Here is a 26336-nt window from a genome sequence, read left to right on the forward strand (position 1 = left end):
CCACATTCGTTTTGTGTGAGGGCAAAAAATCGCGACCGCACAATTCTGAACAATTGTTCTGAATTGTACTTCCCCCTACTTTGCTAAGAGATAGTTCTTACAGGAAAGCTAGGTCGGGTCCCGAGACGCCGACACCCTGATGCGTTTTGCTCAGGACCATCTATCGTTAGGGCTTTCCGTGTGTAAGGAAGCTCACGATATGCTGCGAAACCTCCCCTACAGTGCTTCAGGCCGGTTGCGTCTGCTTATCGGGGCCGCCCTGTGCAGCCAATTGCTGGTTCCTGGCCTCGCATTTGCCGATCCCGCCTACGATGCCCTGATCATCCAGGCCCGCAACGGTCACTTCACGCCGGCGTTGACGCAACTGCGCCAACTGTCTGCCGAACGCCAAACCCCAGGCCAGGTCAGTGACCACCTGGTGATTGCCGGTTGGGCCGGGCAAGACGACGAAGTGCTCAAGGTGTACGAAGCACAAGGCAAGCACCGCAACCTCACCACCCAGGCACTTGCCACGGTGGCGCGCACCTATCGCAATCAAAAACAATGGGCTCAGGCCGAAGCGGTCTATCGCCAGGCTCTGCTGCGTGAACCGAATAACGTCGACTTGCAACTGGGCCAGGCCCTGACCCAGGCCGATGGCGGCAAGGCCAACGAAGCGGTGCAACGCTTGCGCACGATGGTGGCGGCGCAACCCAATGACCCGAACCGCCGCATGGCCCTGGGTTATGCGCTGACACGCGCCGGCTTGAATTACGACGCCTTGTTCGAGTTCGACCAAGCCTTTATCCGTGCCGGCGACAAACCGGAAGTGGCCCGTGAATACATCGTCGCCCTGCAAAAGGCTCGCTTGCCCGAAGCCGCCCTGCGTCTGTCGGCCAAGCGCCCGGGCCTGGTGGACGCGGTCACCCAGCGCCGCCTGGAAGGCGACCTTGCCGCCGAGCGCGTGCGCATGGCCGAGTTCGCTACGCGTACCGAAAAAGAACGCTACGTCATCGCCGATCGCGCCCTGCAGGATTACGACAAGCTGATCAGCCGCTGGGCTCCGGACGCCACTGCCCACGACGACGTCGTGCGCTGGCGTATCGACCGGCTTGGGGCACTCAAGGCCCGTGCACGCACCGCTGAGGTGATTCGCGAATACGAAGTGCTCACCGCCCAAGGCGTGCAGTTGCCGACCTACGCCGTGCGCTGGGTCGCCGCATCCTACCTCGACCAGCGCCTGCCGGAAAAAGCCGCGCCGCTGTATCGCCAGGCGCTGACTGCAGCGGATGCCGACGTCGGTGATCATGTCAAAGACAGCACCGCCCTGTTCTACGCCTTGTTGGAAAACGATCAGGTGGATGAGGCGCGTGCGGTCGCCACGCAGCTGGCCAGCACCGAGAAACCTCGGGTTGAACTCAAGGGTTTGCCTATCGGCAACCCTAACGACGAATGGATGGACGCCCAGCAATTGGCGGCCCAGGCCGGTACCTATGGCGCCGACCTGAATGCCAGCGAACAAGCGCTGGAAGACCTGGGGAGCAAAGCTCCCGGCAGCATCGGTGTACGTTTGGCCCAGGCAGAAATGTACCGTGCCCGTGATTGGCCAAGACGCGCTGAAGACTCCCTCAAGGAGACCGAAAACCAGAGCCCCCGTGACATCGGGGTGGAAATGTCCCAAGGCTTCACGGCCTTGGACTTGCAGGAATGGCGGCAACTCGACCTGCTCACCGATGACGTCGTCGCCCGTAACCCGGACAACCGCCAGGTACAGCGCCTCAAACGCCTGCGCGACGTGCACGACATGGCCGAAGTGCGGGTGGAAGCCTACACCGGTAAAAGCTTCGGAGGCGGCAACAACCAAGAGGCCGGCGCCGTGTCGGGTAGCCGTGACTGGGGCATAGAAAGCGTGATCTACACCCCACCCATCGACGAGGACTGGCGCCTGTTCGCCGGTGTCGGTTATGGCACTGCCGATTTCGCCGAAGGTACCGGCCATCACCGTTGGCAGCGTGTGGGCGTGGAGCGGCGCACCCGCGACATGACCATCGAAGCCGAAGTGTCCAACCATTCCTATGGCGATGGCGCCAAACAAGGCGCGAGCGTGTCGATCGCCCGCGACATCAACGACCACTGGCAGTACGGCGGCAGCCTTGGCTACCTGCTTAATACCACACCGTTGCGGGCGTTGAATGAAGGTGTCACGGCCAACGGCGGCAGCGGTTTTATCCGCTGGCGCGCCAACGAAAGCCGCGAGTGGAAACTGGCCGTCAGCCCGTCGCATTTCAGCGATGGCAACGACCGCGTCGAAGCCTTGCTCACCGGTCGCGAAGGCATCTACAGCTCGCCAAAAGTGCAAGTAGAGCTGGGCCTGGAAGTCGGTGCCAGCCGCAACAGCAAGGAAGACACGATCTACTTCAACCCCAAGTCCGACTTCAGTGTGTTGCCCACCGTCAACGTCAACCATGTGCTTTATCACCGCTACGAAACCCAGTGGAGTCAGCAGTTCCAGCTCGGTGCGGGTACCTATAGCCAAAAGGATTACTCCACCGGCGGCGTCGGCTTGATCGGGTACGGCCAACGCTTTCGCTGGAATGACGTGCTGGAAGCCGGCGCCAACCTGAGCCTGGTCAGCCGACCTTACGACGGCGAGCGCGAACGCGATTTGCGCCTGCTCCTGGACCTCACTTACCGTTTCTAGAAGAGCCTGACCATGACCCTCCTCAGTCGTTTTTTTCTGGTCCTGGGTGTAATGCTGGCCGCCGCATGCGCCCAGCAACCCGCGCCATTCGTTCCACCTGCCGAGCGCCCGACACTGGCCAGCGAAGCACCATGGCCGAAGAACCATTTCCTGGGCATTGCCTACCACGACGTCTCGGACAACGACCCTGACCAGGCCGTGGTGGCGGTGCGTACCGAGCGCTTGATCGAGCAATTGGCCTGGCTGCGCGAGAACGGTTACCAGGCGGTCAGCGTCGACCAGGTGCTCGCTGCACGCCGTGGCGGGCCGACGCTGCCACCCAAAGCGGTGACGCTCAGCTTCGATGACGGCTATTCCAGCTTCTACACCCGCGTGATGCCGATCCTGCGGGCCTACAATTGGCCGGCCGTGCTGGCGCCGGTGGGCAGTTGGATCGACACGCCGCTGAACCAGCCGGTGGACTTCGCCGGTACGCCACGGGCACGGGGCGACTTCCTGACCTGGCAGCAGATTCGTGAAGTGTCCCGATCGGGCCTGGTGGAAATCGCCGCCCATACCGACGCCAATCACAAAGGCATACTCGCCAATCCCCAGGGCAACCTTGAACCCGCGGCCACCACGCGCCGCTATGATCCGGCGACCGGTCGCTATGAAACCGAAGCGCAGTTCCAGGCGCGGATGCGTACTGACGTAGCAGCCATCTCCAATAAAATCCGTACCGTCACTGGCAAGGCTCCACGGGTATGGGTGTGGCCGTATGGCGCGGCCGATGGCACCACCCTGGCCGTGGTCGGTGAACACGGCTATGAGATGGCGCTTACGCTGGATGACGGTTTGGATGATTCCAACAAGCTGATGAACAGCCCGCGCTTTTTGGTGGCCTCCGACCCGGATGGGGAACACTTCGCCAGCAGCATGGTTTCGGTTCAGGCCAAGGCACCGTTGCGCGTCTTGCATGTAGACCTGGATCACGTCTATGACCCCGACCCGGTTCAACAGGCGCACAACCTTGATGTGCTGGTGCAGCGCGTGGTGGACATGGGGGCCGTCACGGTGTTCCTGCAAGCCTACGCCGACCCCAAGGGTGATGGCCTGGTGCATTCGGTGTACTTCCCCAACCGCCACCTGCCGATGCGCGCCGACCTGTTCAACCGCGTTTCCTGGCAGTTGCATACCCGTGCCCACGCCAGCGTGTTTGCGTGGATGCCGGTGCTCAGCTTTGCCCTCGACGCCAAGCTGCCACGCGTGACCCGCTGGGACCCGCAGACCGGCAAGGTTGCTACCGATCCGGATCAATACAAGCGCCTGTCGCCCTTTGATCCGAAAGTACGGCAGCTCATCGGTGAGATCTACGAAGACCTGGCGCGTACCAGCAACAGTGCCATCGACGGCGTGCTGTATCACGACGATGCGCTGCTAAGCGACTTTGAAGACGCCAGCCCCGCCGCACTCAAGGCCTATGCTGCCCAGGGCTTGCCGGACAATATCGCTGCGCTGCGTGCCGACCCTGCAGTGATGCAGCGTTGGACTCGCTTCAAGAGCCGCTACCTGACCGATTTCACCAACGAGCTGACCGTGAAGGTGCGCGCCATTCGCGGCCCGCAGATCCTCACCGCTCGCAATATCTTCGCCGAGCCGATGCTCAACCCCGGCAGCGAAGCCTGGTTTGCGCAGAACCTTGATGACTTCCTCAAGACCTACGACTGGACGGCGCCCATGGCCATGCCGCTGATGGAAGGCCAGTCGCTGAAAGACTCCAATGCCTGGCTGGAAAAGCTGGTGGCCACGGTCAAGGCACGCCCCGGCGCACTGGAAAAGACCGTCTTCGAACTGCAAGCCAAAGACTGGCGCACCCAAGCCGCGCCGGATATCAGCGCTGAGCAATTGGCAGAGTGGATGGGTGTACTCAAACGCCAGGGCGTCACCAGTTTCGGCTACTACCCGGACAACTTCCTGGAAAACTCCCCGGACTTGAAGACGATACGTCCGGCCCTCTCCAACCAATGGAATCCTTGATCATGTTCGACAGAATCCTGGCTCTATTCGTGTTGGCGCTGGTATTGGGCCTGCCTCTGGGCCTGATCTTCCTGATCACCGGGCAGTTCCTGATGGACTTCGTGTTCTTCTACCCGCTGTTCATGTCGGCGCTGTGGATCGCCGGCGGCCTGTACTTCTGGCTGCACTGGGAGCGCCATTGGCCGTGGGAGGAAGACACCCCGGCGCCGACCCTGGCCGGTAACCCGCTGATTTCGATCATCATCCCTTGCTACAACGAAGGCGATAACGTCGCTGACACCATGGCGGCCGCGTTGGCCCAGGTGTACACAAACATCGAAGTGATCGCGGTCAACGACGGCTCCAGCGACAACACCGCAGCGGTACTCGATGCCCTGGCACTGCAACACCCACGTCTGCGCGTGCTGCACCTGGCGCAGAACCAGGGCAAGGCCGTGGCCCTGCGCATGGGGGCGGTGGCCGCCCGCAGCGAATACCTGGTGTGCATAGACGGCGATGCGTTGCTCGACAAGAACGCGGCGGCCTACATGGTCGCGCCGATGCTCGACAACCCGCGCCTGGGCGCCGTCACCGGCAACCCGCGCATCCGTACCCGCTCCACCCTGATCGGGCGGGTTCAGGTCGGCGAGTTCTCCTCGATCATCGGCTTGATCAAGCGCACCCAGCGGGTGTTCGGACGGATCTTCACGGTCTCGGGTGTGGTGGTGGCGTTTCGCAAGAAGGCGCTGGACCGCATCGACTACTGGAGCACCGACATGATCACCGAAGACATCGATGTCAGTTGGAAGCTGCAACTGGATCACTGGTCGATCTTCTACGAGCCGCGTGCGCTGTGCTGGATCCTCATGCCCGAGACCGTCGGCGGCCTGTGGAAACAGCGCCTGCGCTGGGCCCAGGGCGGCGCCGAAGTGCTGTTCAAGAATATTCGCGGCATCTGGCAATGGCGCCATCGCTACCTGTGGCCGCTGCTGTTCGAATACTGCCTGTCCACCGGTTGGGCCTTCACCTTCCTGCTGTCGGTGATCTTCTGGGCCGTGGGTAAATTCGTCACGCTGCCGGCGGCGATTACCGTGGACTCGTTGGTGCCACCCGCGTTTACCGGCCTGGTGCTGGCGATGGTGTGCCTGCTGCAGTTTGCGGTCAGCATCCTGATCGACCGGCGCTACGAAAAAGACCTGTGGAAAACCCTGTTCTGGACCGTGTGGTACCCGATGGTGTTCTGGCTGGTGAGCCTGTTTACCACCCTGGTCAGCTTTCCCAAGGTGTTGTTCAACCAGCATCAAAAACGCGCACGCTGGGTCAGCCCGGACCGTGGTATCAAACCTGCCCAAGAGGAGGCGTGACTATGAAACTGGTCAGAACTCGCCAAAGCCCTGTGATGTGGATCATCGATGTGTTGCTGACCCTGCTGGCCTGGGGCGGGCTGGTCTGGCTGCTGGCACGTGGCATCGGCGCCATGCTCGAAACCCATGGCGGCCCACGCATCGAGGCGCCGATCTTTGCCGCGCTCAACACCTTGCAGATCTACCTGTGGATCGCCTTGTTCAACGCGTTGATCCTGATCGGCTGGGCGCGCTATCAACAGCGCCGCGGCCGCCAGTTTGCCCAGCGCCGCGCAGAGGCCAATGCCCTGAGCGACAAGCACCTGAGTGAAAGCTTCAACCTGGGCGATGGCCACCTGGAGCAGTTTCGCAAACCCGGCGTGCTGGTGATCCACAACGACGAGGAGGGCGGAGTGGAAGACGTGAAGTCCCATGTCTCCCGCGACGTCGAGCGCCCCGGTCTGACCCTGGTGCCCGGGGCCGACAAAGACAAGGGCATTGGCTGACATCCTCAATGCTGCGAGTACACAATGTGGGAGGGGGCTTGCTCCCGATAGCAGAGTGTCAGTCACCAGATATATGACTGACACACCGCTATCGGGAGCAAGCCCCCTCCCACATTGGTTATTTCCCACCGTTTAGATTGCAGTGGTCCAACCCTCTCCTTGGAATTCCGATAAATGGGATCCAATTCACAAAACCCCCGCGAACTTTTCTCCTTTCCTCGGTACTAACCTAACTCGACGAAACTTGATGGCTAAATAATGGCAATCAAAAAACCCTTCGTCGAATTGCCATCAAAATCGCTGCCACTTGTCGGAATAATCACTTCCGGTGAAAAGGCTTGGCCCTTTTGATGAAAATTTATATTTATTAATCAATAGCTTGAAGACTATTTCAGCGAACGGCCCAACTTCGCCCGTTTCTAGGCTAGCTGGAAGTTCAATGTTAGTTTCGCGGCCCTTGATTTTCGATGGATCGAACATGTCTTCGTTATTGCCACGGACTCGGTTTCTTCTCTGCACGTTCCTGCTCACCTGCCTGAGCCTGAACAGTGCATCCGCCGCCCCCACGCCTGGCGATCAGGACTTGATCCGCGACCGGCAGAATCGCCTGCTCGAAGAGCAGCAGCGGCGTCTGCAGGAACTCCAGGACCTGCCCGGCAAAGCGGAAAAGCCCCAAGCCCCGGCAAGCCCTGCCGACACTCGGTGCTTCCCGATCAAAACCATCGAACTCAAAGGTGCCGACAGCCTGCCGGCGCCCGAGCGCGAGCGCCTGCTCAAGCCCTACATCGGCCAATGCCTGGGCGTGTCGCAGCTTAACGATTTGCTCAAAACCATCACCGACTACTACCTCGGCAAAGGCCGCGTTACCAGCCGTGCCTACCTGCCGCAACAGGACCTTTCCACCGGCCACCTGCAAGTGCTGGTGGTGGAAGGCAAACTCGAAGCCTTGCGCAGCGCCGAAGGCAGCACAGTGACCGACCGCGAACTGGCCATGGCCTTTCCCGGCAAGGTCGGTGAAGCGCTGAACCTGCGTGAAATCGAGCAATTGGTGGACCAGCTCAATCGCCTGCCGTCCAAACAAGCACAGATGGAGCTCACCCCCGGCAAGCAGATCGGCGGTAGCGACGTGGTGGTCAAGAACACCGCGCAAAAGCCCTGGCGCGCCAGCCTGTCGCGCAACAACGACGGGCAGAAAAGCACCGGCGAACAGCAATGGGGCGCTGGCCTGGAGTGGGACAGCCCACTCGGCCTGGGCGACCAACTGATGCTGCGCGGCGGCCACGACGCCATCAGTGACCACCAGAAAACCTCGAAAAACACCATGCTCTACTACAACGTGCCCTGGGGCTGGTGGAACTTCAGCTACACCTACAGCGAGAGCGACTACCGCACCTACGGCATCGCCGACGGCTTCAAATACAAGCAGGACGGCGACAACCAGAACCACCAACTGCGCGCCGAGCGTGTGATCCACCGCGATGACGTCAGCAAGACCTCGGTCAACGTCGGCCTGGCGCACCTGCGCACCAACAACTACATCCTCGACGTGCGCACCGCACCCAGCAGCAACCGCCTCAGCGAACTGCAACTGGGCGTCAACCACGGGCGGCGCATCGGCAGTGCCTTCGTCAACCTGGACCTGGGCATGCAAAGCGGCATCGGCCTGCTCGACGCCCAGGCGCAAGACGAGCGTGACCCTGCGGGCCGTCGCCAACCGAACTCGCGCTACCGCAAATACACCGCCACGGTCAGCTACCTGCAACCGTTCAGCCTGTGGGGCGAGTCGTTCAGCTTCAGCAGCCTGGCCACCGGGCAGCGCAGTGAAGACCCGCTGTTTTCGCCGCAGCGCATGAGCCTCGGCGGCTCGGCCTCGGTGCGCGGTTTCAAGGACCAATTGCTGACCGGCGACAGCGGCGGCTACTGGCGCAACGAAGTGCGCTGGGCACGCCCGGTGACCCTCGACTGGATGCGCCCGGCCTTCTTCGAATACGGCGCCAGCGTCGGTTACGACCAGGGCGTGATCCGCAACGACCGCTATAACGACAACGTTCATGGCCGGGTGTCCAGCAACTCCCTGGAGCTGTTCGCCCGTGGCAAACACGTCAGCACCAGCGTGACCTTTGCTCATTCGTTAGAAAGACCCGGTGTAGTCACCGAGCGCGAAGCGCCGATCTACTTCCGCATGGATTTTTTCCTGTAATTCAACGCCCCGCTGCATGAGAGCCTGACAATGGATGTTCGCCAATTCGCCTTCCTGGCCCGCCAACCTTCTGCCGCCCTGAAGCGCCGGGACGCGTTCTTCGGCCTGCCCAAGCGCGGGCTGGCGTTGATCCTTGCCAACGCATTGTTCTGGCAGCCGCTGCTGGCCCAGGCCGAGGGCATTGTGGTCAGTGCGCCGGGCACCACCGTAGGCGCGGCGGGCAATGGCGTGCCGGTGGTGAACATCGCCACCCCCAATGGCGCGGGCTTGTCTCATAACCAGTTCAAGGACTACAACGTCGGGCCCAACGGCGTGATCCTCAACAACGGCAACGGCGCCATGGTCAACACCCAACTGGGCGGGATCATTGTCGGCAACCCCAACCTCAAGGGCGGCGCGGCGAACGTCATCCTCAACGAAGTCAACGGCGGCAGCCCCAGCCAGTTGCGCGGCTACACCGAAGTGGCGGGGCAGTCGGCCAAGGTCATCGTGGCCAACCCGTACGGCGTGACGTGCAGCGGTTGCGGCTTTATCAACACCCCCAACGTCACCCTCACCACCGGCAAACCAGTGCTCGACGCAAGCGGCCAGTTGCAGCGCTATGAAGTGGACGGCGGCGCCGTGACCATCGACGGCCAGGGCTTGAACGCCAGCAACGTCGAACGCTTCGACATCATCACCCGCTCGGCCAAGATCAACGCACAAATCAACGCCCGCGAACTCAACGTGATTGCCGGGCGCAACGACGTCGATGCGCAAAGTCTGAAAACCACCGCCCGTGCCGACGACGGCAGCGCCAAGCCCGAGCTGGCGATCGACTCCTCGGCCCTGGGCGGCATGTATGCCGGCGCGATCAAACTGGTAGGTACCGAGGCCGGTGTGGGCGTGAAGCTCGACGGCACCCTGGCCGCCAGTGGTGGCGATATTCAGCTCGACGCCAACGGGCGCCTGAGCATGGCGCAGGCGGCGGCCACCGGTAACGTCAAAGTCACCGCGCAAAACGTCGACCTCACCGACAAGGTCTACGCCAACGGCAATGTGCAGGTCACCAGCGCCCAGGCCCTGGTCAACCGCAAGAGCATCGCCGCCGGCCAGCGCATCGAGATCAACGCGGCCAGCGTGAACAACCCCGGCATCATCGAAGCCGGCGTCGCCGCCGATAACAGCCGTAACACCACGGGCGATCTGGTGGTGAACGCGCAAACCGTCACCACCAGCGGCAACCTGCTGGCCAGCCGTGCACTGGCGATCACCGCCGCGCAGGCGCTGACCAACCAGGGCGCGATCATCCAGGCCAAGACCGTCGAGGTCAGCAGCGCCAAACTCACCAACCAGGGCGCCAGCGCCCGCCTGTTCGGCGAGCAGAGCCTGGCGATCAACTCTCCGGCCATCGTCAACCTCGGCGGCTTGATCCGCTTCGGCGAAGGCCAGGCCGCCACGCTCAACAGCGCCTCGCTGGACAACCGCCAGGGCCGTATCGAAATGGCCGGCGGCAGCCTGGTGCTCGCCAGTGCCGATCTGAACAACAGCGGCGGGCAAGTCATTGCCAACGACCTGACGGTCAACGCTGGCAAGCTCAATAACCAGAACGGCGTGCTGGTGGCCAAAACCGCGACCGTCACTGCCAGCAACCTCGACAACAGCCTCAAGGGCTTGATCCAGGCCGACGGTGGCGCACTCAACCTAGCCATTTCCAACACCTTCAACAACAACCAGGGTTTCGCCCAGGCCAGCACCGATCTGAACGTTACTGCCGGTACCCTCAGCAGCAACGCAGGCGGCGTACTGAGCGCCGACACCGGCAAGCTCACCCTCACCGCCGCGCAACAGCTCAACAACGCCCAGGGCCGCTTGCAGGCCGGGCAGGGCGATATCGAACTGCACGCCGCCCACCTGGATAACCAGAGCGGTACGATCGTCGGCAAACAACTGCTGCTCGACGTGGCTGGCGGCGATATCGACAACCGCGCCGGGCGCGTGTTGGGCGACCACCTCGACGTGCGCGCTTCCGGCCTCGACAACCGCAACGCCGGCCTGCTGGCCGGTGGCGCCCAGGGCGTAAGCCTGCTGCTCAAGGGCCCGGGTCAGTTGCTCAACGCCCAGGGCCGCATTCAGAGCGAGGGCCTGCTGCAGCTGCAAGGCGAGCGCTTCGACAACAGCGCCGGCATCCTGCTGGGGCAGACCGTCGACGTGACCGCGCAGACCTTCAACAACAGCAACAAAGGCGCGCTGGTCAGCGATGGCGGCGACGTGGTGCTCAAGGTCAGCGGCCTGCTGACCAACGTCGGCGGCCAGATCGACGCGGGCGAACGCAGCGTGCTGGTCAAGCAGCTCACCACCCTCAACAACGACGGTGGCACCCTGCGCGGCAAGCGCCTGGACATCGCCGCCCAGCACCTGAACAACGACAACGGCCAACTGTTGGCCGGCGCCGAAGGCCTGAGCTACAGCGGCCAGGATGTGAGCAACCGCAAGGGCCTGATCCTCAGCGGCGGCGCCCTCACCGAACTGAACACCACCCGCCTGGATAACCAGGGCGGCACCGTGCAGGGCGACAGCCTGACCGTCACCGCCAACAACGTCGACAACGCCAGCGGCGGCCTGATGGCAAGCCTGGTCGGCAACCTGCAACTCACCGTCGAAGCCCTGGCCAACCGTGGCGGCAAACTGTTCGGCAAAGAACAAGTGACCGTCAGCGGCGCCACCCTCGACAACAGCGCGGGCGGCCAGGTCAGCGGCAATCAGATCAACCTGACCTCACGCGACACCCTCACCAACCAGGGCGGTTTGGTCGAAGCCAACCAGGGCCTGGCCCTCACTGGCGGCAACCTCGATAACAGCGCCAACGGCCAACTGCGTGCCCTGGGCGGCGCCAGCAGCCGCGTCAACCTCAGCGGTGCGTTGAACAACCAGAACGGCACCCTCGAATTCGGCAGCCAGGCCTTCAGCCTTGACGCCGCCAGCGTCAACAACCAGAACGGGATGCTGCAACACGCCGGCACCGGCCTGTTCCACCTCAACACCGCCAGCATCGAAGGCAGCCAGGGCAATATCCAGGGCATGGGCAGCGCCGACTGGGCCTTCGGCAACGTCGACGGCCTGGGCCGCGTGCAACTCAACGACGTGCTCACCTACAAGAGCGACCAGGGGCTGGCCCTCAAGGCCGGCGACCGCATGGCCAGCGCCAAGGGCTTGATCCTCAACGTGGCCAGCCTGGACAACGGCGGTGAACTGCTCAGCGACGGTGACATCAGCATCACCACCGGCGATATCACCAACAGCGGCCGCGTCTCGGCCCTGCAAACACTCACCGTCGCCGCCAACAACCTCAGCCAGAACGGCGGCCGCCTGGCCGCAACCAATGCCCGCCTGACCCTGGGCGGCACCCTGGACAACCTCGGCTTCCTCACCGCCCGCCAGCAACTGGACATCGCCGCCGCGCAAATCAACAACCGTGGCACCCTCGGCGCCCAGGGCGCAGTGAACCTCACCGCCGTCAACGGCATCACCAATGCTGCCGATACGCTGCTGTTCAGCGGCGGCGACATGACCTTGCGCAGCAATGGCTTCAGCAACCTCTATGGCGATGTCTACAGCAAAGGCAACCTGAGTTTCGCCGCACGGGATGGCGGGCGTGCCGTGCTGTTCAGCAACCGCTCCGGCACCGTGGAAAGCGAAGGTTCGATCGGCATCAATGCGGGCTTTATCGAAAACGCCAAAGACGAATTCGAACTCGGGCAGACACTGACCACCGGCAGCTTGAGTTGGATCTGTGGCCAGCACTGCGGCGAGAGCGACAACTGGGAACGTGGCGAGATCACCATCTACGAAACGTACCTTGAGGCGGCGACCAAGGACTCGGTAGCGGCGCGCCTGGTGGCGGGCAAAAACATGCTGCTGCAAGGCGACAATGTGCAGAACCGCTACAGCCTGATGGCCGCCAATGGCGACCTGAGCATCACTGCCGGTGACCTGCTCAATCAGGGCGCCGCCACGCGCACGGGCCAGCGCAAGCTTGTCATCGGCACGCCAGGCCACGTCTCCGACGATTTGTTTGAACGCATGCAATATGTCGACGTGCCCGCGTTCAATGCGGCCACGGCGGCCGGGAATTTCGATAAGGCGCGCTTCGAAGAACTCAAAAGCCGCTCACCCAATAGCCTGCCGTTCGCCTACGCGAGTGACGTCACCACCTGGACCAACAACAGCGGCCCCGGCTACGACGCCACCCTGCAAGCCGGCGGCACGGTCAACCTCAACGTCGCCCGCACCCTGCAAAACGGCACGCTGCACAACAACACCCTGGCGCAGTTGACCGGCACCCTCGGCGACGACCAGACCGGCATCCCCGTCGGTGGCATCAACATCAACCTGAGCAAACACGCCAACGACCCGAGCGCCCAGGCGCCCGGCAGCGTATTACCCGTGGTGGGCGTGGCCCCTGGTGGCGGCTTCGTACCGGTGGACTACACCGGCACCGCCTTCGCGCCGGTCGACCCCACCAGCTCGCCGACCTTCCAACTGCCCAAGGGCGAGTACGGCCTGTTCGTCAAAAACGCCGACCCCACCAGCCACTACCTGATCGAGACCAACCCCGAATTCACCTCGGCGTCGGGCTTCTTCAGCTCCGACTACATGCTCGGCAAACTCGGTTTCAATGCCGACAATGCCTGGCGCCGCCTCGGTGACGGCCAGTACGAAACCCGCCTGATCCGCGACGCCGTCCTCGCGCAAACCGGCCAACGCTTCCTCGCCGGCGGCCTGTACAGCGACGCCGACCAGTTCCGCTACCTGATGGACAACGGCCTTGCCAGCAAAGACGCCCTGCGCCTTAGCCTGGGCGTGGCGCTCACCGACCAGCAAGTCGGCGCCCTGACCCACGACATCGTGTGGATGGAAAACCGCGTCATCGACGGCCAGACCGTGCTCGTACCGGTGCTGTACCTGGCCCAGGCCGACTCGCGCAACGTGCGCGGCAACAGCCTCATCCAAGGCCGCGACCTCAACCTGGTCACCGGCGGCGACCTGATCAACGTCGGCACCCTGCGCGCCAGCAACAACCTCTCCGCCATCAGCAGCGGCAGTATCTACACCGGTGGCCTGGTCGAAGCCGGCAACAACCTCAGCCTGCTGGCCCAGGACAGCATCCGCAACGCCATGGCCGGCGAAATCCGCGGCAAGCAAGTCAGCCTCACGGCGCTCAAAGGTGATATCACCAACGAAACCACCGCCATCCAGGTGCGTGACGGCGCCGGTATGCGCACCCTCACCGACACCAGCGCCGGCACCATCGTCGCCCGCGAAAACCTCGCCATCGACGCCGGCCGCGACCTCACCAACCGCGGTGCCCTGGTAGCGGGCAACGACGCGAACTTAACCGCCGGCCGCGACCTCAACCTCATCGCCGCCAGCGACACCAGCGTCAAACACGAGAGCCGCGACGGCGGCGAGAAATCCAGCATCACCACCGACGTCAAAAACCTCGCCGCCAGCGTCACGGCGGGCGGCAACCTCAACATGCAGGCCGGGCAAGACGTCAACATCATCGGCAGCAATGCCACCGCCGGCAAAGACCTCAACATCGCCGCCGGCCGCGACCTCAACGTCGCCTCGGTCAGCGACATGCACAACGTCGAGGGCAAGGAAAAGGACGGCAAAAAACGCATCAAGACCTCGGACGACCAGACCACTCAAGTGGCGAGCGTGCTGACGGCGGGGGGGGATTTTGTCAGCCAGGCTGGGCGTGACACCACGATTGTGGCGAGCAGGATCAGTGCGGGGAATGAGGCTTATCTGTATAGCGGGGATAAGTTGAGTTTGTTGGCGGCTGAGAACAGTACGCATACGTTGTATGACATGAAGGAGAAGGGAAGCTGGGGCGCTAAAAAGGCGCAGATGGATGAAGTGACCCGCACCACCCAGGTAGGGACCGAGATCAAGACAGGTGGCAACCTAGTCCTTAAAAGCGACGGCGACCAGCTGTATCAAGTTGCGAAGCTTAATAGCGGCAAGGACATCATCCTTGATAGCGGTGGTGCAATTGTCTTTGAAGGCGTCAAGGACCTGCACGATGAGAGCCACACTAAGAGCAAAAGCGACCTCTCGTGGTTCAGCGCTAAGGGCAAAGGTAATACAGACGAAACCTTGCGTCAGAGCGAGTTGGTTGCCCAAGGACAGCTTGTCATCAAGGCCGCCGAAGGCATTCGTATCGACGTCAAACAGGTCGATCAGCAGACTGTAAGCCAGACCGTTGATGCGATGGTCAAGGCTGATCCTAATTTGGCCTGGCTCAAGCAAGCTGAGGCACGTGGCGACATTGATTGGCGCCAGGTGAAAGAGATTCACGAGAGCTTCAAGTACGACAACTCGGGGCTGGGTGCCGGTGCCAAGATTGCGATTGCGATCATGATGGCGGCGATTATGGGGCCGGTAGGATTCGGGTTGCAGGGAGCCACCCTTGCGGTGAGCACCAGCCTGAGTACGACGGCAGTCACCAGCACCATCAACAACAAAGGCAATTTGGGTGCAGCGCTTAAGGAAACGGTCAGCGCCAATAGCCTGAAAAGCGCAGCAGTCGCCGGGTTCACGGCGGGGGCTCTTGAGTATGCCGACACCAATTGGTTCGCTGGTGCTGACGGCGCAGGTGCAGGCACAAGTACAAGCACAGTCCAAGGTGTTACCCCGAGTACGGGTTCAACCTTGGCGGTTACGAACTCCTCCAAAGATATTTTCACCTGGACGTCAGCGGGCGATATCGCGCTGCGTACCGGTGGCCGGGCGGTGATCTCTAGCGGAATATCGACGGCCATTCAAGGGGGAAGCTTTGGCGACAACTTCAATGCGGCCTTGTTGGGAGAGGCTGGCAACGTTGCAATGGCTACCGGTTTTAATTGGGTGGGTGATTACGTCACGTTCCCCAATGGCAGCCCTCAAAAGATTATTGCGCACGCTTTGATGGGGGGATTGCTGGCTGAAGCCACAGGTAGCGATTTCAAAACCGGTGCTGCCGCTGCCGGGCTGAATGAGGCACTCATCAATCAGTTGGTGTGGGCTGCTCAAGGCAATGACGACATCACGCTGATGCTTTCACAACTAACAGGCTTGCTAGCGGCAGCGGCTGTCGACGGAGATTTGGACAAGGGCTCTCAGATTGCTCAGAAGGCAACGACGTTTAACTATCTTTACCACGAAGAAGTCGAGGAAATGCTTCGGGAGGTAGATAGCAAGACTACCGAGCAAGAGAAGCGTGAGGTCAGGCAGCGTTATGCGGAACTTGATCAGCGGAGAAATGACGAGTTGGATGCGCTTTGCGCACGCGATCCGCAACGCTGCCGAGGTATTGCTACTTCCTTGGCGAACGATGACCAGAAACTTGTCGATCTGGTAGGTAGGCTTCGATCCGAAAAGCAGGGTGGCGCTGCCTCCGCTGTAGGTTTTGTGATAGGGAACAACCTCGACGCTTCTAGCAAAATTGCAGCAGATATCAGCTCTGCAGGTGGCGGAGCATTGGTTAAACTGGGTGCAGAGGCTATAAAGGCTGGAGTCGGAGTAGCATTGCCGTCTCGCTCTGGGAAAGGGAAAGCTACTCAGGGTGAAACTGCGTCTCCTGACGTACCGTTAGTGTCAAAGGAAATATTAATATCCCGTGGGAAATATGGGGAAGCGGCAGAGCATATTTCAGATGCGCAAAATGCCGGTCATCCTGATGTATTAACAATTGATAGGCCTGGTGCTCCCGGAAACAGAAAGGACTCTATTGGTGGTCTTCCTAAGGTCCCTGGGAAACAGTTAGATGAGTATCCACCGGCAATGTTTAAAGAGGGTGGGACTGGAGCGAGTGTTAGACCCATAAGCCCGAAAGATAATATGGGGGCTGGCGCATGTATAGGTAATGCATGTCGCGGACTGCCCGATGGCGAGAAAGTCAGAATTAAGGTGGTGGACTAATGGCTAGGTTTAGAGAAAGTATATATTTGTCTTATTCGCAATTTTGCGTGTTTTTGAGTTCGCTTGATCAGCCGTATAATGATTGGAGTGATCGTAGTTATGCGCAAGGATTTGCGTGGAGGTTAGGGAGTGTCTCTTTTAGAGCTTTGATTGACGAAGGGGATCATATAATTAGCTTTTTCATTAACGAACAAGTGCCCGCTATAAGCGCAGACGTGGTTCGGGCCTTTAAAGTTCCCTTCTCGGTAATAGATAGAAATATTGAGGTTGGTAGTATTTCGAGTACGGTTCCTCTAGAACTGCCTGAAGGAGATTATTCTCTTCAGGTCGAATTTATAAGACCCTCCTCAAGTGCAGTGTATGAAATAAATGTCCATTTGAATTTAGGGGGCTGCGATTTTGAGGTGTTGAGAGCGGACGTCGAAATTGACGAGCAAGGTGAGTTTGATATCGATGCGGTTCCTGCGGGATAAAATTTCGGAGAAATGGGGGCGGATTTATTTTAATTCGAGATAGCGGTAATAAAGCCTATTAAATAAATCTGTCCCCTTTATTCTTGGATTTTCCCATTTTGTTGTGGTCGACGGCATTACGACCAGAAATGGCATTTCTGTCGTAGCAATTCGTGATCCTCATGGTAAGCAGTATTTTAGCCCCGCGACTACTTTTGAAAAGAATTTTTCAGGTTATGTTGTTGTTCCAAAGGATGCTCTGAAATGAAATTAAGCATTAAGTTTCCCGAGAATTTGTTAACCCACAGCCTGCTCGAGCAAAGGCTGATTCCTTGCATTTGCAAAATTGCAACGGAGTTTGAAATTGAATTTTTGGACCCTTTGCCAGAAGCTGCAGGAACCGTTCTGGAGTGGGATCGTGCAGAACTTGAAAAAAGAGCGATAGGTGGGGTAGGTGGGCAATACTCTCACTATGCACACGGTCGGGTGTCGTTAAAAAAAGTTGATATTGATATCTACCAAATATTGGATCTTGAAATGTTTTATAGGCTTTTTGGATGGTGCAGCATCTTGGAAGATGGCAACTATGCGCCGCCGGGGCAGTTTTGGGATGATGAATAAGTTTAAGAAAAGGGGACTGAAGAAAAGGGACAAGAAAAGAGGGCAGATTTATCTAGACTAGAGTTTAAAGGCTGTTTAGTCCTGAAGCAGGTGTAAACCTATTTCAGGACTAGACAGTCCCCTTTTTTCGTTGATTCGTGACAAAAATATTGGAAGGGATTAAGTCAGAAGCAGTAATCGTGGGTAGTGAAGTTGATAAATGGCTTACGAGGGACTGAAATGAGATATTACTTAATGCGACAAGATGTAACTGTCTGCGATAGGTGGGTGCTCGGAGATGTACATCATGTAGATAACTGGCATTTCAGTGATCCTGCAGTTAATTTTACGGAGCCAGGCACATATACCCTCGATGTAAGGTTCGACGGTAAAGAAGTTGATTATTCCCTCGCTGGATACGCCAGTGTTCCTGTTTTAAGCGAGAGGGCAAAAAATTCGCTCGCCGGTTTGCCAGAGATAGACGAACTTTATCAGCATGTCGTTTTTGAGCCGGTTAAGATAAACCATAAAGTGGTTTGCCAGAGCTATTTTTTGATGATTATAGAAACGCAAATCGATTGCGTGGATGAAAAGCGCTCTCGCTATAAAAAGTTTGAGGTAGATGATCCTGTTAGGCCAGATATGGCCGGCAACTATCGTGCTTTCTACAATTTGGTAGTTGACCCGGGCAGGGTCGGATCAAGTCATATATTTAGACTTAAAAAATATTTGGGTGCGGTCATAGTAAGTGAAGAAGTGAAACGGCGATTTATGGCGGCTGGTGTTGTCGGCGTACTGTTTGATTCTGTTAATGGTGATCAAGAAACCGTTACCTAGTTGTTCAGGTAGTTTGGGGAAGGCGGCGAATTTGTTTAATTCGTGGTGGTAGTGCAAAGACCATTGATTAAATCTGCCCCCCTTTTGTTGTATTTAATTACATAGGGGCGATTTGTGTCGGACAAACAAGTATATGAGCTAACGATTGATGATCTTGATAGCTATAGCGTTTGGTTTTTTCCGATGGACGACACCGTGGAGGATGAATCAACTGTACGCCCCCTCGCCGAACAGGAAACGTGCTCAGATTTTCAGATTATCGTTCGAAATGATTTTCTTGGTGAAAGTGGCGCTGTGTATCGCGGTTATTTATATTGGGACTCCAATGCCGTAATTGAATACGTAAAGCCTTTTATATTGTCTGATAAGGGGGGCACAGTAAATTTTTGGAGCGGTATAGTAACTCCCGCGTGGGAAAGTTCGGAGTTCGCCGGTTTGATTAGATCCGAGTTGCCTATTTCTTATGCCTCAGAACCGGTTTTCGGTCTTCCTTCCATTTGCGGAAAGCTGGAGGGACTTTATTATCTTTCTGATGATCAGGTGTGCTGTGTTAAATGACGCGAGAAAAGGGGGTGCTGATTTATTTAAATTTGCGCTGGGAGCTATTAAATAAATCTGTCCCCTTTTGTTAGAATCGTCAAGACACACCAACGGCTGAAACAATCAAAGTCGACAGCAGTAAGCCAGTCAAAGGATCGCCTGAGTACGAAATGCTCAACAATCCAGAAGCACGTATGCCCAACCAGCGTTATGAGCTGGACAACGGCACTACTTTTGTAACCGACAGTAGAGGTCTAGTCGAAGAGCTCACGTTCACCCCGGTTGATATCAAGGTTCCACGGGACGCGAGGCAAACTGCTGCTGGGAAGACCGGTAGAGAAACTGATGTAGGCGGACACGCACAAGCGTGTAGTCAGGGTGGGACATGCGATGGTTACAACTTGTTCGCCCAAGATCAGAATTTCAATAGCTCAGCGTATAAGGTATTTTACGAACACAAAATCAAGAGCGCTTTGAACGATCCAAATAAAGTAGTAGGACCGACAACTATAAAATTTAATCGCGAAGATCCTCGATCGTTGCGCCCAGATACGTTGGATGTTACTTATATAATCGATGGAAAGCGTCAAACTGTTCGATTTGAAAATGAAGCTCGCAGAATACCGGAGCATAAAGAATGATTACCAAAGATATAGAAATTGTTAAAAGTATATTTGAATTGCTTCAGTCAGGAATTGTTGAAGATTATGATGCCTTCAGGTATGAGACTGAGGTGTGCGATGGATACATGGTTGAAGAAATCTCCATTGAGAAAAATGGCGTGGTAAATGAGCAGCCGCAAACTGATTTCAATGGTGCTGTTTTGTATCGATTAATTAAGGAGTTGAAGGCTAGCGCAGCATCGCGGGGTGAGAACTGGAGTTCTTTTGTGATGAGTTACGATGTTGGTGGGCAAGTAAAGACGAATTTCGTTTATCCGTGAGTAAAAGTGTGAAATTAATTTTTGAGTGTGATTGATTGTCCATTTGATTTGTGTCAAGGAGGGTTATATAAAAGGGGTGGGTTTATTTGAATTTGTAAAGATAGTAGAAAAAAGCAAATTTAATAAGTTCGCCCTGAATGGCACTTCCTTAACAGCTAACCAGCTGATATGAATAAAGAAAAATGAAAAAAGGCCGTCCTTGGTCTACGGTGATAGTTGCGAACACACACCACTCGAACAAGGACAGCCCGCGTGAATCGTAGACGTCAAATCGTCAGGTATCAACAGCAGCGCATTCAGCAGCACGCCAAAAACAGCAACGCCCATGCATTCTTTAAGCTGCTAGCCGATCCGGCGCTGCTACAGCGTGTCGAGTCAGTGATTCCCAAGCATCGTCAACGCTTGTTCCCGCCGACTGAAACGCTGTCGATGTTTCTGGCCCAGGCCATGAATGCCGACCGTTCTTGTCAGAAGGCCGTGAATGATTTTTAGCAGAAAAGGGGACAGGTTTATTTAAATTAGGAGGAAGCAGATAAGGGGACCGGTTTATTTGGTGGATTGCTCACGCACAAAGCGGGCGACACAAAGGCCGCCCGATTTTCACTCAGGACGGATCGGCATTCAGCCTGCGACTGATGACATCCAGCAAGTCACACCCATCGCGCAGCGGAATGGCCAGCAAATGGGCGAAGTCTGAAAGTACTACGGCATCGCTGCTGAGTTGTTCGCGAAAGGCCAGGTTTTCCAGCAGTTGGGTGACGGCCCGAATGCGGTGCACGGCGGCGTCGTGAAGGACGTCGAGAGGTGCCTGGGTGTCGATGATCAGGGCTGGGACGGTGCAGTCGTGGCCGGTGAGGGGGATGTATCGATTCATCATTAAGCTCTCTATTGATTATTGAGGGCTCGTTCTTCGGGTCGCCAAACCCGGTCGCTTTTTGAGCGACGGCCGGACTATAAGCCGCACCACCAAGCCCGCGCAAGGCATCAAAATGCCGCTGCTTCGGAGCGTGCCCGCAGCCGCTAACGTCTTGCCACCTATTGCCTACATACTGCCCACGAACAAACGCACTACGACCACGCAAATCCGAAAGCCTCACCCCAAACATTAAAGGACCAATGTGAAAAACCTCCTCCTCATTCTCTTCGCCACCCTCATCCTCGCCGGTTGCGTCAGCCACCCCCTCACCCCCGAAAACCGCGCGCAGATCAACACCGTCAAAGTCCTGCCCGTGAAGTGGGAAAAGAACATGGTGTACTTCGGCCGTGAACAAGCCTGGGGCGCGGCCCTGGGTGCCGGGGTTGGCGCCGGTGTTGGCATGGCCAGCGGGGCGTCCAAGCTGGGTACTGCGGCGTTGAGTGGCGCCGGGTTTGCCGCGGGCATGAAGCTCGGGCAGTTGGCCGAGATGCCGACGCCGGTGGCTATTCTGACGGTGATGGAGGCGGAAAAACTCGATGTAGGCGTGTTGCTCAAGCAGGGCTTTGTCGATGAGTTGGGTAAGACTTCGACGCTCAAGGTGGTCGGCGACGATGAGCCCGCCGATGCGCAGATTCAGCTGACCGTGTCCGAGTGGGGCTTTCGCCTGACCCAGGGTTTCAGCAGTGTGATTTATCCGACCCTTAACGTGTTAGCGCAGATGGATCGCGGCGATGAGATGATCTGGCGCACCTTTGAAGCGGTTACGCCGTTTAATGGTCAGAACGTTTATGGCTATACGCCGTTAACCTACCGCACGGACCCTGAAGCTTTGCGCCGGGCGTTGACCGGGATTACGCAGATTTCTGCGCAGTACCTGGTGAAGGAGCTCAAGTAGGGCTGTGCGAAGGCTGGCGGCTGTTGGTGGGCGGGCTTGGGCTAATGCCAGTCAGGGTTAAGCGCAGTTCCCCTGTGGGAGCGGGCTTGCCCGCGAAGGCTGTGTGTCAGTCGCTGCATCTGTTGCTGCACTATCGCTTTCGCAGGCAAGCCAGCTCCCACATTGGATCTTCGTTGCTTTGAGTATTGCGGTCGGCAGTCATACGGCCGAAACAACTTGAGAACCGCTCTCAACCCCGTAAAATGCCGCAGCCGTTGCATCACCGTCTTTCAGGGAAGAATTCAGGCCAGCGCGTTTTCAGGCTGCCTAACTCCTTGGAAAACCCGGCAACGCTGATTTCCTCACCCAAGGAGCACCCTGTGAAGACACTGTCCAAAATCCTGCTGTCGGGCCTCACCGCCGCGGCGCTGTTGACCGTGGCCGGTTGCGCCACCGAGAGCAACCGCGCGATGCCGGTGGAGCAAGTCGCCAGCGCCCACGTCGCCTATTCCGGCGTGCGTGTGCCGATTGCCGTGGGCAAGTTCGACAACCGCTCCAGCTACATGCGCGGCATCTTCTCCGATGGCGTCGACCGTCTCGGCGGCCAGGCCAAGACCATCCTCATCACCCACTTGCAGCAGACCAACCGCTTCAGCGTGCTGGACCGCGACAACATGGGCGAAATCTCCCAGGAAGCCAAAATCAAAGGCACCGTGCAGAAGCTCAAGGGCGCTGACTATGTGGTGACTGGCGATGTGACCGAATTCGGCCGCAAGGAAACCGGCGACCGCCAGCTGTTCGGCATCCTCGGCCGTGGCAAGACCCAAGTGGCCTACGCCAAAGTCGCGTTGAATATCGTCAACATCAACACCTCCGAAGTGGTGTATTCCACCCAGGGCGCCGGTGAGTACGCGCTGTCCAACCGTGAAGTGATCGGCTTCGGCGGCACCGCCAGCTATGACTCCACCCTCAATGGCAAGGTGCTGGACCTGGCCATGCGCGAAGCGATCAACCGCCTGGTCGACGGCATCAACGCCGGCGCCTGGAACCCGCGTAACTGATCAGCCACACCACAAGGAGCAGTACACGGATGAGCAAGGCAGTGAAGTTGGCGCTGACGCTGGCAGCAATCGCAACGGTAGCCGGGTGCCAGACGGCGCCCCAGCCCCTGTATCAATGGGAGAGCTACCAGCCGCAGGTTTACGAGTACTTCAAGGGTGAGCCCAAGGAAGCGCAGGTGGAAGCACTGGAGCGCGATCTGCAGAAGATCAATGCCAGTGGCCGCAAGGCCCCGCCGGGTTACCACGCGCACCTGGGCATGCTGTACATGAACATGGGCAAGGATGACCAGATGGTGCAGGAGTTTCGCACCGAGAAGGCGCTGTTCCCTGAGTCCGCTGCGTACATGGACTTTCTGTTGAAAAACGCCAAAGCCGGAGTCGCCACCAAATGAGCCTGTTAAAACTCACCGGCGCCTTGCTGGCCCTGGCGTTGCTCGGCGGTTGCGCCGCGCCCAAGACAGTTGATTATTCGGCGTACAAACAGGCGCGGCCCAAGTCGATCCTGGTACTGCCGCCAATCAATGAATCGCCGGAAGTGCAGGCGTCTTACAGCCTGGTGTCGCAAGTCACCTACCCACTGGCCGAAGCCGGCTACTACGTGTTGCCGATTGCCCTGGTGGACGAAACCTTCCGCCAGAACGGCCTGACCACCGCCAACGATATCCAGGCCGTACAACCGGCCAAGCTGCATGACATCTTTGGTGCGGACGCGGCGCTGTACATCACCATCAGCGAGTACGGCACCCAGTACATGCTGATCTCCAGCGACACCTCGGTGACGGCCTCGGCCAAACTGGTGGACCTGCGCACCGGCACCACCTTGTGGACCGGTTCGGCGCGGGCGTCGAGCGAGGAGGGCAATAACAACGGTGGCGGCCTGGTGGGCATGTTGATCACGGCCGCGGTCAAGCAGGTGATCAACAGCTCTACCGATGCGGCGCATCCGATTGCCGGTATCACCAGTGCGCGCCTGCTGTCGGCGGGGCAACGCACCGGGCTTCTGTACGGGCCGCGTAATCCCAAGTACGGCACGGACTGAACCGCGTCACCTTTGACGACGGTGCTGTTGGATCAAGTCGATGCGGGTGGCCGTGCCCATGGAGTCGCGCTGCCCGTTTACGCTGGCGCCGATGGAACCGTTGTGTAAGGCAACGATCTCGCCGGTGTCGACGCTGATCAGCGGTGAACCGGAAGTGCCGGGCTTCTTGAAGGCATCATGGTAGACCGTGCCCTGATAAGGGCTGTGCTGGTCGTATCCTTTGAGTGTGGTGGGTTGGCCCTTGGTATTTAGAAATGAAATGCCGAGGGCCTCTTGCCCATGGTTGGGCATAAAGACTTTCTGCCCAGGCGATACCTGGGGGCCGGAGGCCAACTTGAGCGGCCGGAACTGCTCGGCCAAGGCTTTTTTCTCGCCGACGGGCAAGTCGACACGCAGCTCGGCATAGTCCAACCGGGCGTCGCCACTGAGTGGCGTGGGGTCCAGCGGCACTTTGCGCTCTACCTTCATTCGGCCGGTGCTGTCTTGTTCATACCCCAGCCACAGTTCGAGCTTGCTGCCTTTGGCCAGCGCGTCGCGCACATGTTGGTTGGTCAGTACGCTGTTGCCATCGTTGATCAGCGAGCCGGTACCCAACGAACGGGTATGCACCCGTTCATAGCCCCATGAGTCCCGTGTGACCGTCACTTCGCGGATACTGCCCACGGCCCTGGCCGCGGTATGCATCGGCGTGCCCTTAAGGGATGCGTTGGCGTAGTTCTGCAAGGAGAACGGCGCTTGTTGTGGGGCGAGCATTGGCTCGGGGCGGGGCTTGTACGGTGCTGTCTGCGCTGGCGTCGGCGGTTGCGGAGTTGTTGGTGGTTGCGGCGTAACTCGGGCGGGTGGGGTTGGCACACGGTTCGGCTGGGAAGCTCGGCTGATCACGTCGTTTGGCTTGATTGGCCCTTGGCTCTTGATATACAGGTCGGCTTGGCCCGAGCCATCCAGGTCAATCGCCAGGCTGTGCTGGCGCGTGTTCGGCTCATAACCAAGCAACGCCTCGCCCGGCCGGCCGCTGAAGCGGCGCACAAACTGCAGGTCCTTGATACCCGCGGCCTGCAGCGCGGCAGCCACATCGATCTTGTCCTGCCCGCTGGTGAAATCGGTGATCAGGTCGGGGCGTTGCGCGGTCGACTCGCTGGCGTTGTTATACACAAAGGTATCGCTGCCCTGTCCACCGGTAAGGGTGTCCTGGCCCAGGCCACCGGTCAGGCGGTTATCGGCGTGGTTGCCGATGAGTCGATCAGCACCCGTGCCGCCGATGGCATTTTCCAGCGTCACGCCTTTGGCAATGGAGACGTTGCCTTTCATGCCGCCGACATCGGAGAAGTGTTCAGCCTTCAGGTTGATGGTCTGGTCCTGATGAAACCGCGAGAAATCCAGCGTGTCGTTGCCGCCCCCATCCCACACGCTGAACACGGGCGCGTCGTCCGCGGAGTTGAGGCTGAGGAAGTCACGCCCGGTATTGGAGTTGAAGCCGTACACCGTGTCGGTGTCGCGGGTTTTGTAATTGGCACCGTAGAGCTTTTGGATGGCGGTGATGTCGTCCATCAGCGGCGCGCTGGCATAGTGAGTTTGGCGGTTTTTGTTGTGATCATGGCCCAGATGACCTGCCCACCAGTAACTCATCAGGCTGTAGGCGCGATTGTCCTCGGCGTAGCGGGCGTTTTCAGCGTAACTGCCGCCATTGTTGTATTTGCCGGGATGCATGAGGCCCAGGGTGTGGCCGATCTCATGGGCCAGCAGGTACCGGCTGAAACTACCGTGAGTGAAGGGGCGATTTATGCCGTCTGACGCGAACCAGGCTTGGGTGCCATCGCTGTAGATGCCCGGATAAGACGCATGGCCCGACAGGCCGGTCTGGTTCGGGTCATTACCCAGTAACAGCTGCCCATTGGCCTCGGGTGCATTCTCAGTGAAGGAGATATTGGCGACATCCGCCCAAGACTGCATGGCGCGCCTGGCCTGCTCTTTTTGCGACGGTGAGAACTCGTTAGCGCCGGTGGGTGTGCTGTAGGTGGCTTGTGAAGGTGTGAAAAAACGATAGCCGATAGGTGTGGTGCCGTCTGGGTTCTGCACTTTCCAACGATAGCCCGTTCGAGTGATTTGCTCTGCCGCTTGCTCGGTGGCGTAGGACAGCTTGTCTGAAGAGGCCCCGGCATAGCTGGGCCGTTCGGTGAATGAAGGCGGCTCATAGCGGTGTGTGAGGGTATTGTTTACGGAGCTCATCGCGATTTCTCTGATGTAAAAAGCCTCCCAAGGCATCAATAAATAGACTGTTCTGACAGGGAGGCGAACTCTCGATATGTGGTTTGTGGTGATGGCCGGTTCAGTTGCTTGTGTCTCGAAGTGTGACGCAGCAATTGGGCGAAGAAATATCCGTGGTTAACCCGTACCGGTGCTGCG

The 26336-nt window shown here is 58.6% G+C and carries 18 protein-coding genes and 1 pseudogene; 17 read left to right on the forward strand and 2 right to left on the reverse strand.

Features of this window, described 5'->3' with window-relative positions; translation table 11 throughout:
* Positions 1–199: 199 nt before the first annotated feature.
* The 13 genes and pseudogenes from pgaA to E4P01_RS13445 form a co-directional block, all read left to right on the forward strand.
* Positions 200–2680: a poly-beta-1,6 N-acetyl-D-glucosamine export porin PgaA gene (gene pgaA, locus E4P01_RS13385; protein ID WP_216090542.1), complete on the forward strand. Its 2481-nt coding sequence runs from the start codon at positions 200–202 to the stop codon at positions 2678–2680.
* A gap of 12 nt (positions 2681–2692) precedes the next feature.
* Positions 2693–4696, forward strand: a complete 2004-nt coding sequence (gene pgaB, locus E4P01_RS13390) for a poly-beta-1,6-N-acetyl-D-glucosamine N-deacetylase PgaB (protein WP_216090543.1) — start codon at positions 2693–2695, stop codon at positions 4694–4696.
* 2 nt (positions 4697–4698) lie between these two features.
* Positions 4699–6039, forward strand: a complete 1341-nt coding sequence (pgaC, locus tag E4P01_RS13395; RefSeq protein ID WP_216090544.1) for a poly-beta-1,6-N-acetyl-D-glucosamine synthase — start codon at positions 4699–4701, stop codon at positions 6037–6039.
* A 2-nt stretch (positions 6040–6041) separates the two neighbouring features.
* Positions 6042–6524, forward strand: a complete 483-nt coding sequence (gene pgaD, locus E4P01_RS13400; protein WP_078819978.1) for a poly-beta-1,6-N-acetyl-D-glucosamine biosynthesis protein PgaD — start codon at positions 6042–6044, stop codon at positions 6522–6524.
* A 478-nt stretch (positions 6525–7002) separates the two neighbouring features.
* Positions 7003–8724, forward strand: a complete 1722-nt coding sequence (locus E4P01_RS13405) for a ShlB/FhaC/HecB family hemolysin secretion/activation protein (protein ID WP_005783598.1) — start codon at positions 7003–7005, stop codon at positions 8722–8724.
* Between the two features lie 30 nt (positions 8725–8754).
* The gene (locus tag E4P01_RS13410; RefSeq protein WP_216090545.1) at positions 8755–16671 is read left to right on the forward strand and encodes a DUF637 domain-containing protein; all 7917 of its coding nucleotides are present in this window, start codon (positions 8755–8757) and stop codon (positions 16669–16671) included.
* Positions 16671–17144, forward strand: coding sequence for a competence protein ComJ (gene comJ / locus E4P01_RS13415; RefSeq protein WP_116666376.1), 474 nt, complete (start codon positions 16671–16673; stop codon positions 17142–17144). The genes E4P01_RS13410 and comJ overlap by 1 nt, the downstream gene beginning before the upstream one ends.
* Before the next feature lie 243 nt (positions 17145–17387).
* Positions 17388–17744 carry a hypothetical protein gene (locus E4P01_RS13420; RefSeq protein WP_003187492.1) on the forward strand — a complete coding sequence of 119 codons (357 nt, stop codon included), beginning with the start codon at positions 17388–17390 and terminating at the stop codon, positions 17742–17744.
* 234 nt (positions 17745–17978) lie between these two features.
* Positions 17979–18560, forward strand: coding sequence for a DUF1629 domain-containing protein (locus E4P01_RS13425; protein WP_248130070.1), 582 nt, complete (start codon positions 17979–17981; stop codon positions 18558–18560).
* A gap of 114 nt (positions 18561–18674) precedes the next feature.
* On the forward strand, positions 18675–19118 hold the full coding sequence (locus tag E4P01_RS13430; RefSeq protein WP_216090548.1) for a hypothetical protein: 444 nt from the start codon (positions 18675–18677) through the stop codon (positions 19116–19118).
* 152 nt (positions 19119–19270) lie between these two features.
* The gene (locus E4P01_RS13435; RefSeq protein ID WP_128876260.1) at positions 19271–19741 is read left to right on the forward strand and encodes a DNA/RNA non-specific endonuclease; all 471 of its coding nucleotides are present in this window, start codon (positions 19271–19273) and stop codon (positions 19739–19741) included.
* Positions 19738–20043: a hypothetical protein gene (locus E4P01_RS13440; protein ID WP_122482199.1), complete on the forward strand. Its 306-nt coding sequence runs from the start codon at positions 19738–19740 to the stop codon at positions 20041–20043. Before E4P01_RS13435 ends, E4P01_RS13440 begins: the two co-directional genes overlap by 4 nt.
* Positions 20044–20295: 252 nt before the next feature.
* Positions 20296–20532: pseudogene (locus tag E4P01_RS13445) on the forward strand (IS4 family transposase); the annotation flags it as partial.
* Positions 20533–20647: 115 nt separating this feature from the next.
* On the opposite strand, the gene E4P01_RS13450 reads toward E4P01_RS13445, so the two are convergent.
* Positions 20648–20905 carry a hypothetical protein gene (locus E4P01_RS13450; protein ID WP_005783616.1) on the reverse strand — a complete coding sequence of 86 codons (258 nt, stop codon included), beginning with the start codon at positions 20903–20905 and terminating at the stop codon, positions 20648–20650.
* 256 nt (positions 20906–21161) lie between these two features.
* On the opposite strand from E4P01_RS13450, the gene E4P01_RS13455 reads away from it, so the two are divergent.
* The 4 genes from E4P01_RS13455 to E4P01_RS13470 all read left to right on the forward strand — a co-directional run bounded on the left by E4P01_RS13455 (position 21162) and on the right by E4P01_RS13470 (position 23933).
* The gene (locus tag E4P01_RS13455) at positions 21162–21854 is read left to right on the forward strand and encodes a hypothetical protein (RefSeq protein ID WP_216090549.1); all 693 of its coding nucleotides are present in this window, start codon (positions 21162–21164) and stop codon (positions 21852–21854) included.
* A 359-nt stretch (positions 21855–22213) separates the two neighbouring features.
* A complete protein-coding gene (locus E4P01_RS13460; protein ID WP_005783620.1) occupies positions 22214–22894 on the forward strand; it encodes a CsgG/HfaB family protein in 681 nt (226 codons plus the stop codon).
* A gap of 29 nt (positions 22895–22923) precedes the next feature.
* A complete protein-coding gene (locus E4P01_RS13465; RefSeq protein WP_005783622.1) occupies positions 22924–23286 on the forward strand; it encodes a DUF4810 domain-containing protein in 363 nt (120 codons plus the stop codon).
* Positions 23283–23933, forward strand: coding sequence for a DUF799 domain-containing protein (locus E4P01_RS13470; RefSeq protein WP_043049149.1), 651 nt, complete (start codon positions 23283–23285; stop codon positions 23931–23933). The genes E4P01_RS13465 and E4P01_RS13470 overlap by 4 nt, the downstream gene beginning before the upstream one ends.
* Positions 23934–23939: 6 nt before the next feature.
* Here the strand turns inward: E4P01_RS13470 and E4P01_RS13475 are convergent, their stop codons facing one another.
* Positions 23940–26159, reverse strand: a complete 2220-nt coding sequence (locus tag E4P01_RS13475) for a M10 family metallopeptidase C-terminal domain-containing protein (RefSeq protein ID WP_216090550.1) — start codon at positions 26157–26159, stop codon at positions 23940–23942.
* Positions 26160–26336: the final 177 nt, after the last annotated feature.

It is taken from the genome of Pseudomonas sp. NCIMB 10586 (genome assembly GCF_023127895.1).
GTDB classification, from domain to species: Bacteria; Pseudomonadota; Gammaproteobacteria; order Pseudomonadales; family Pseudomonadaceae; genus Aquipseudomonas; species Aquipseudomonas synxantha_A.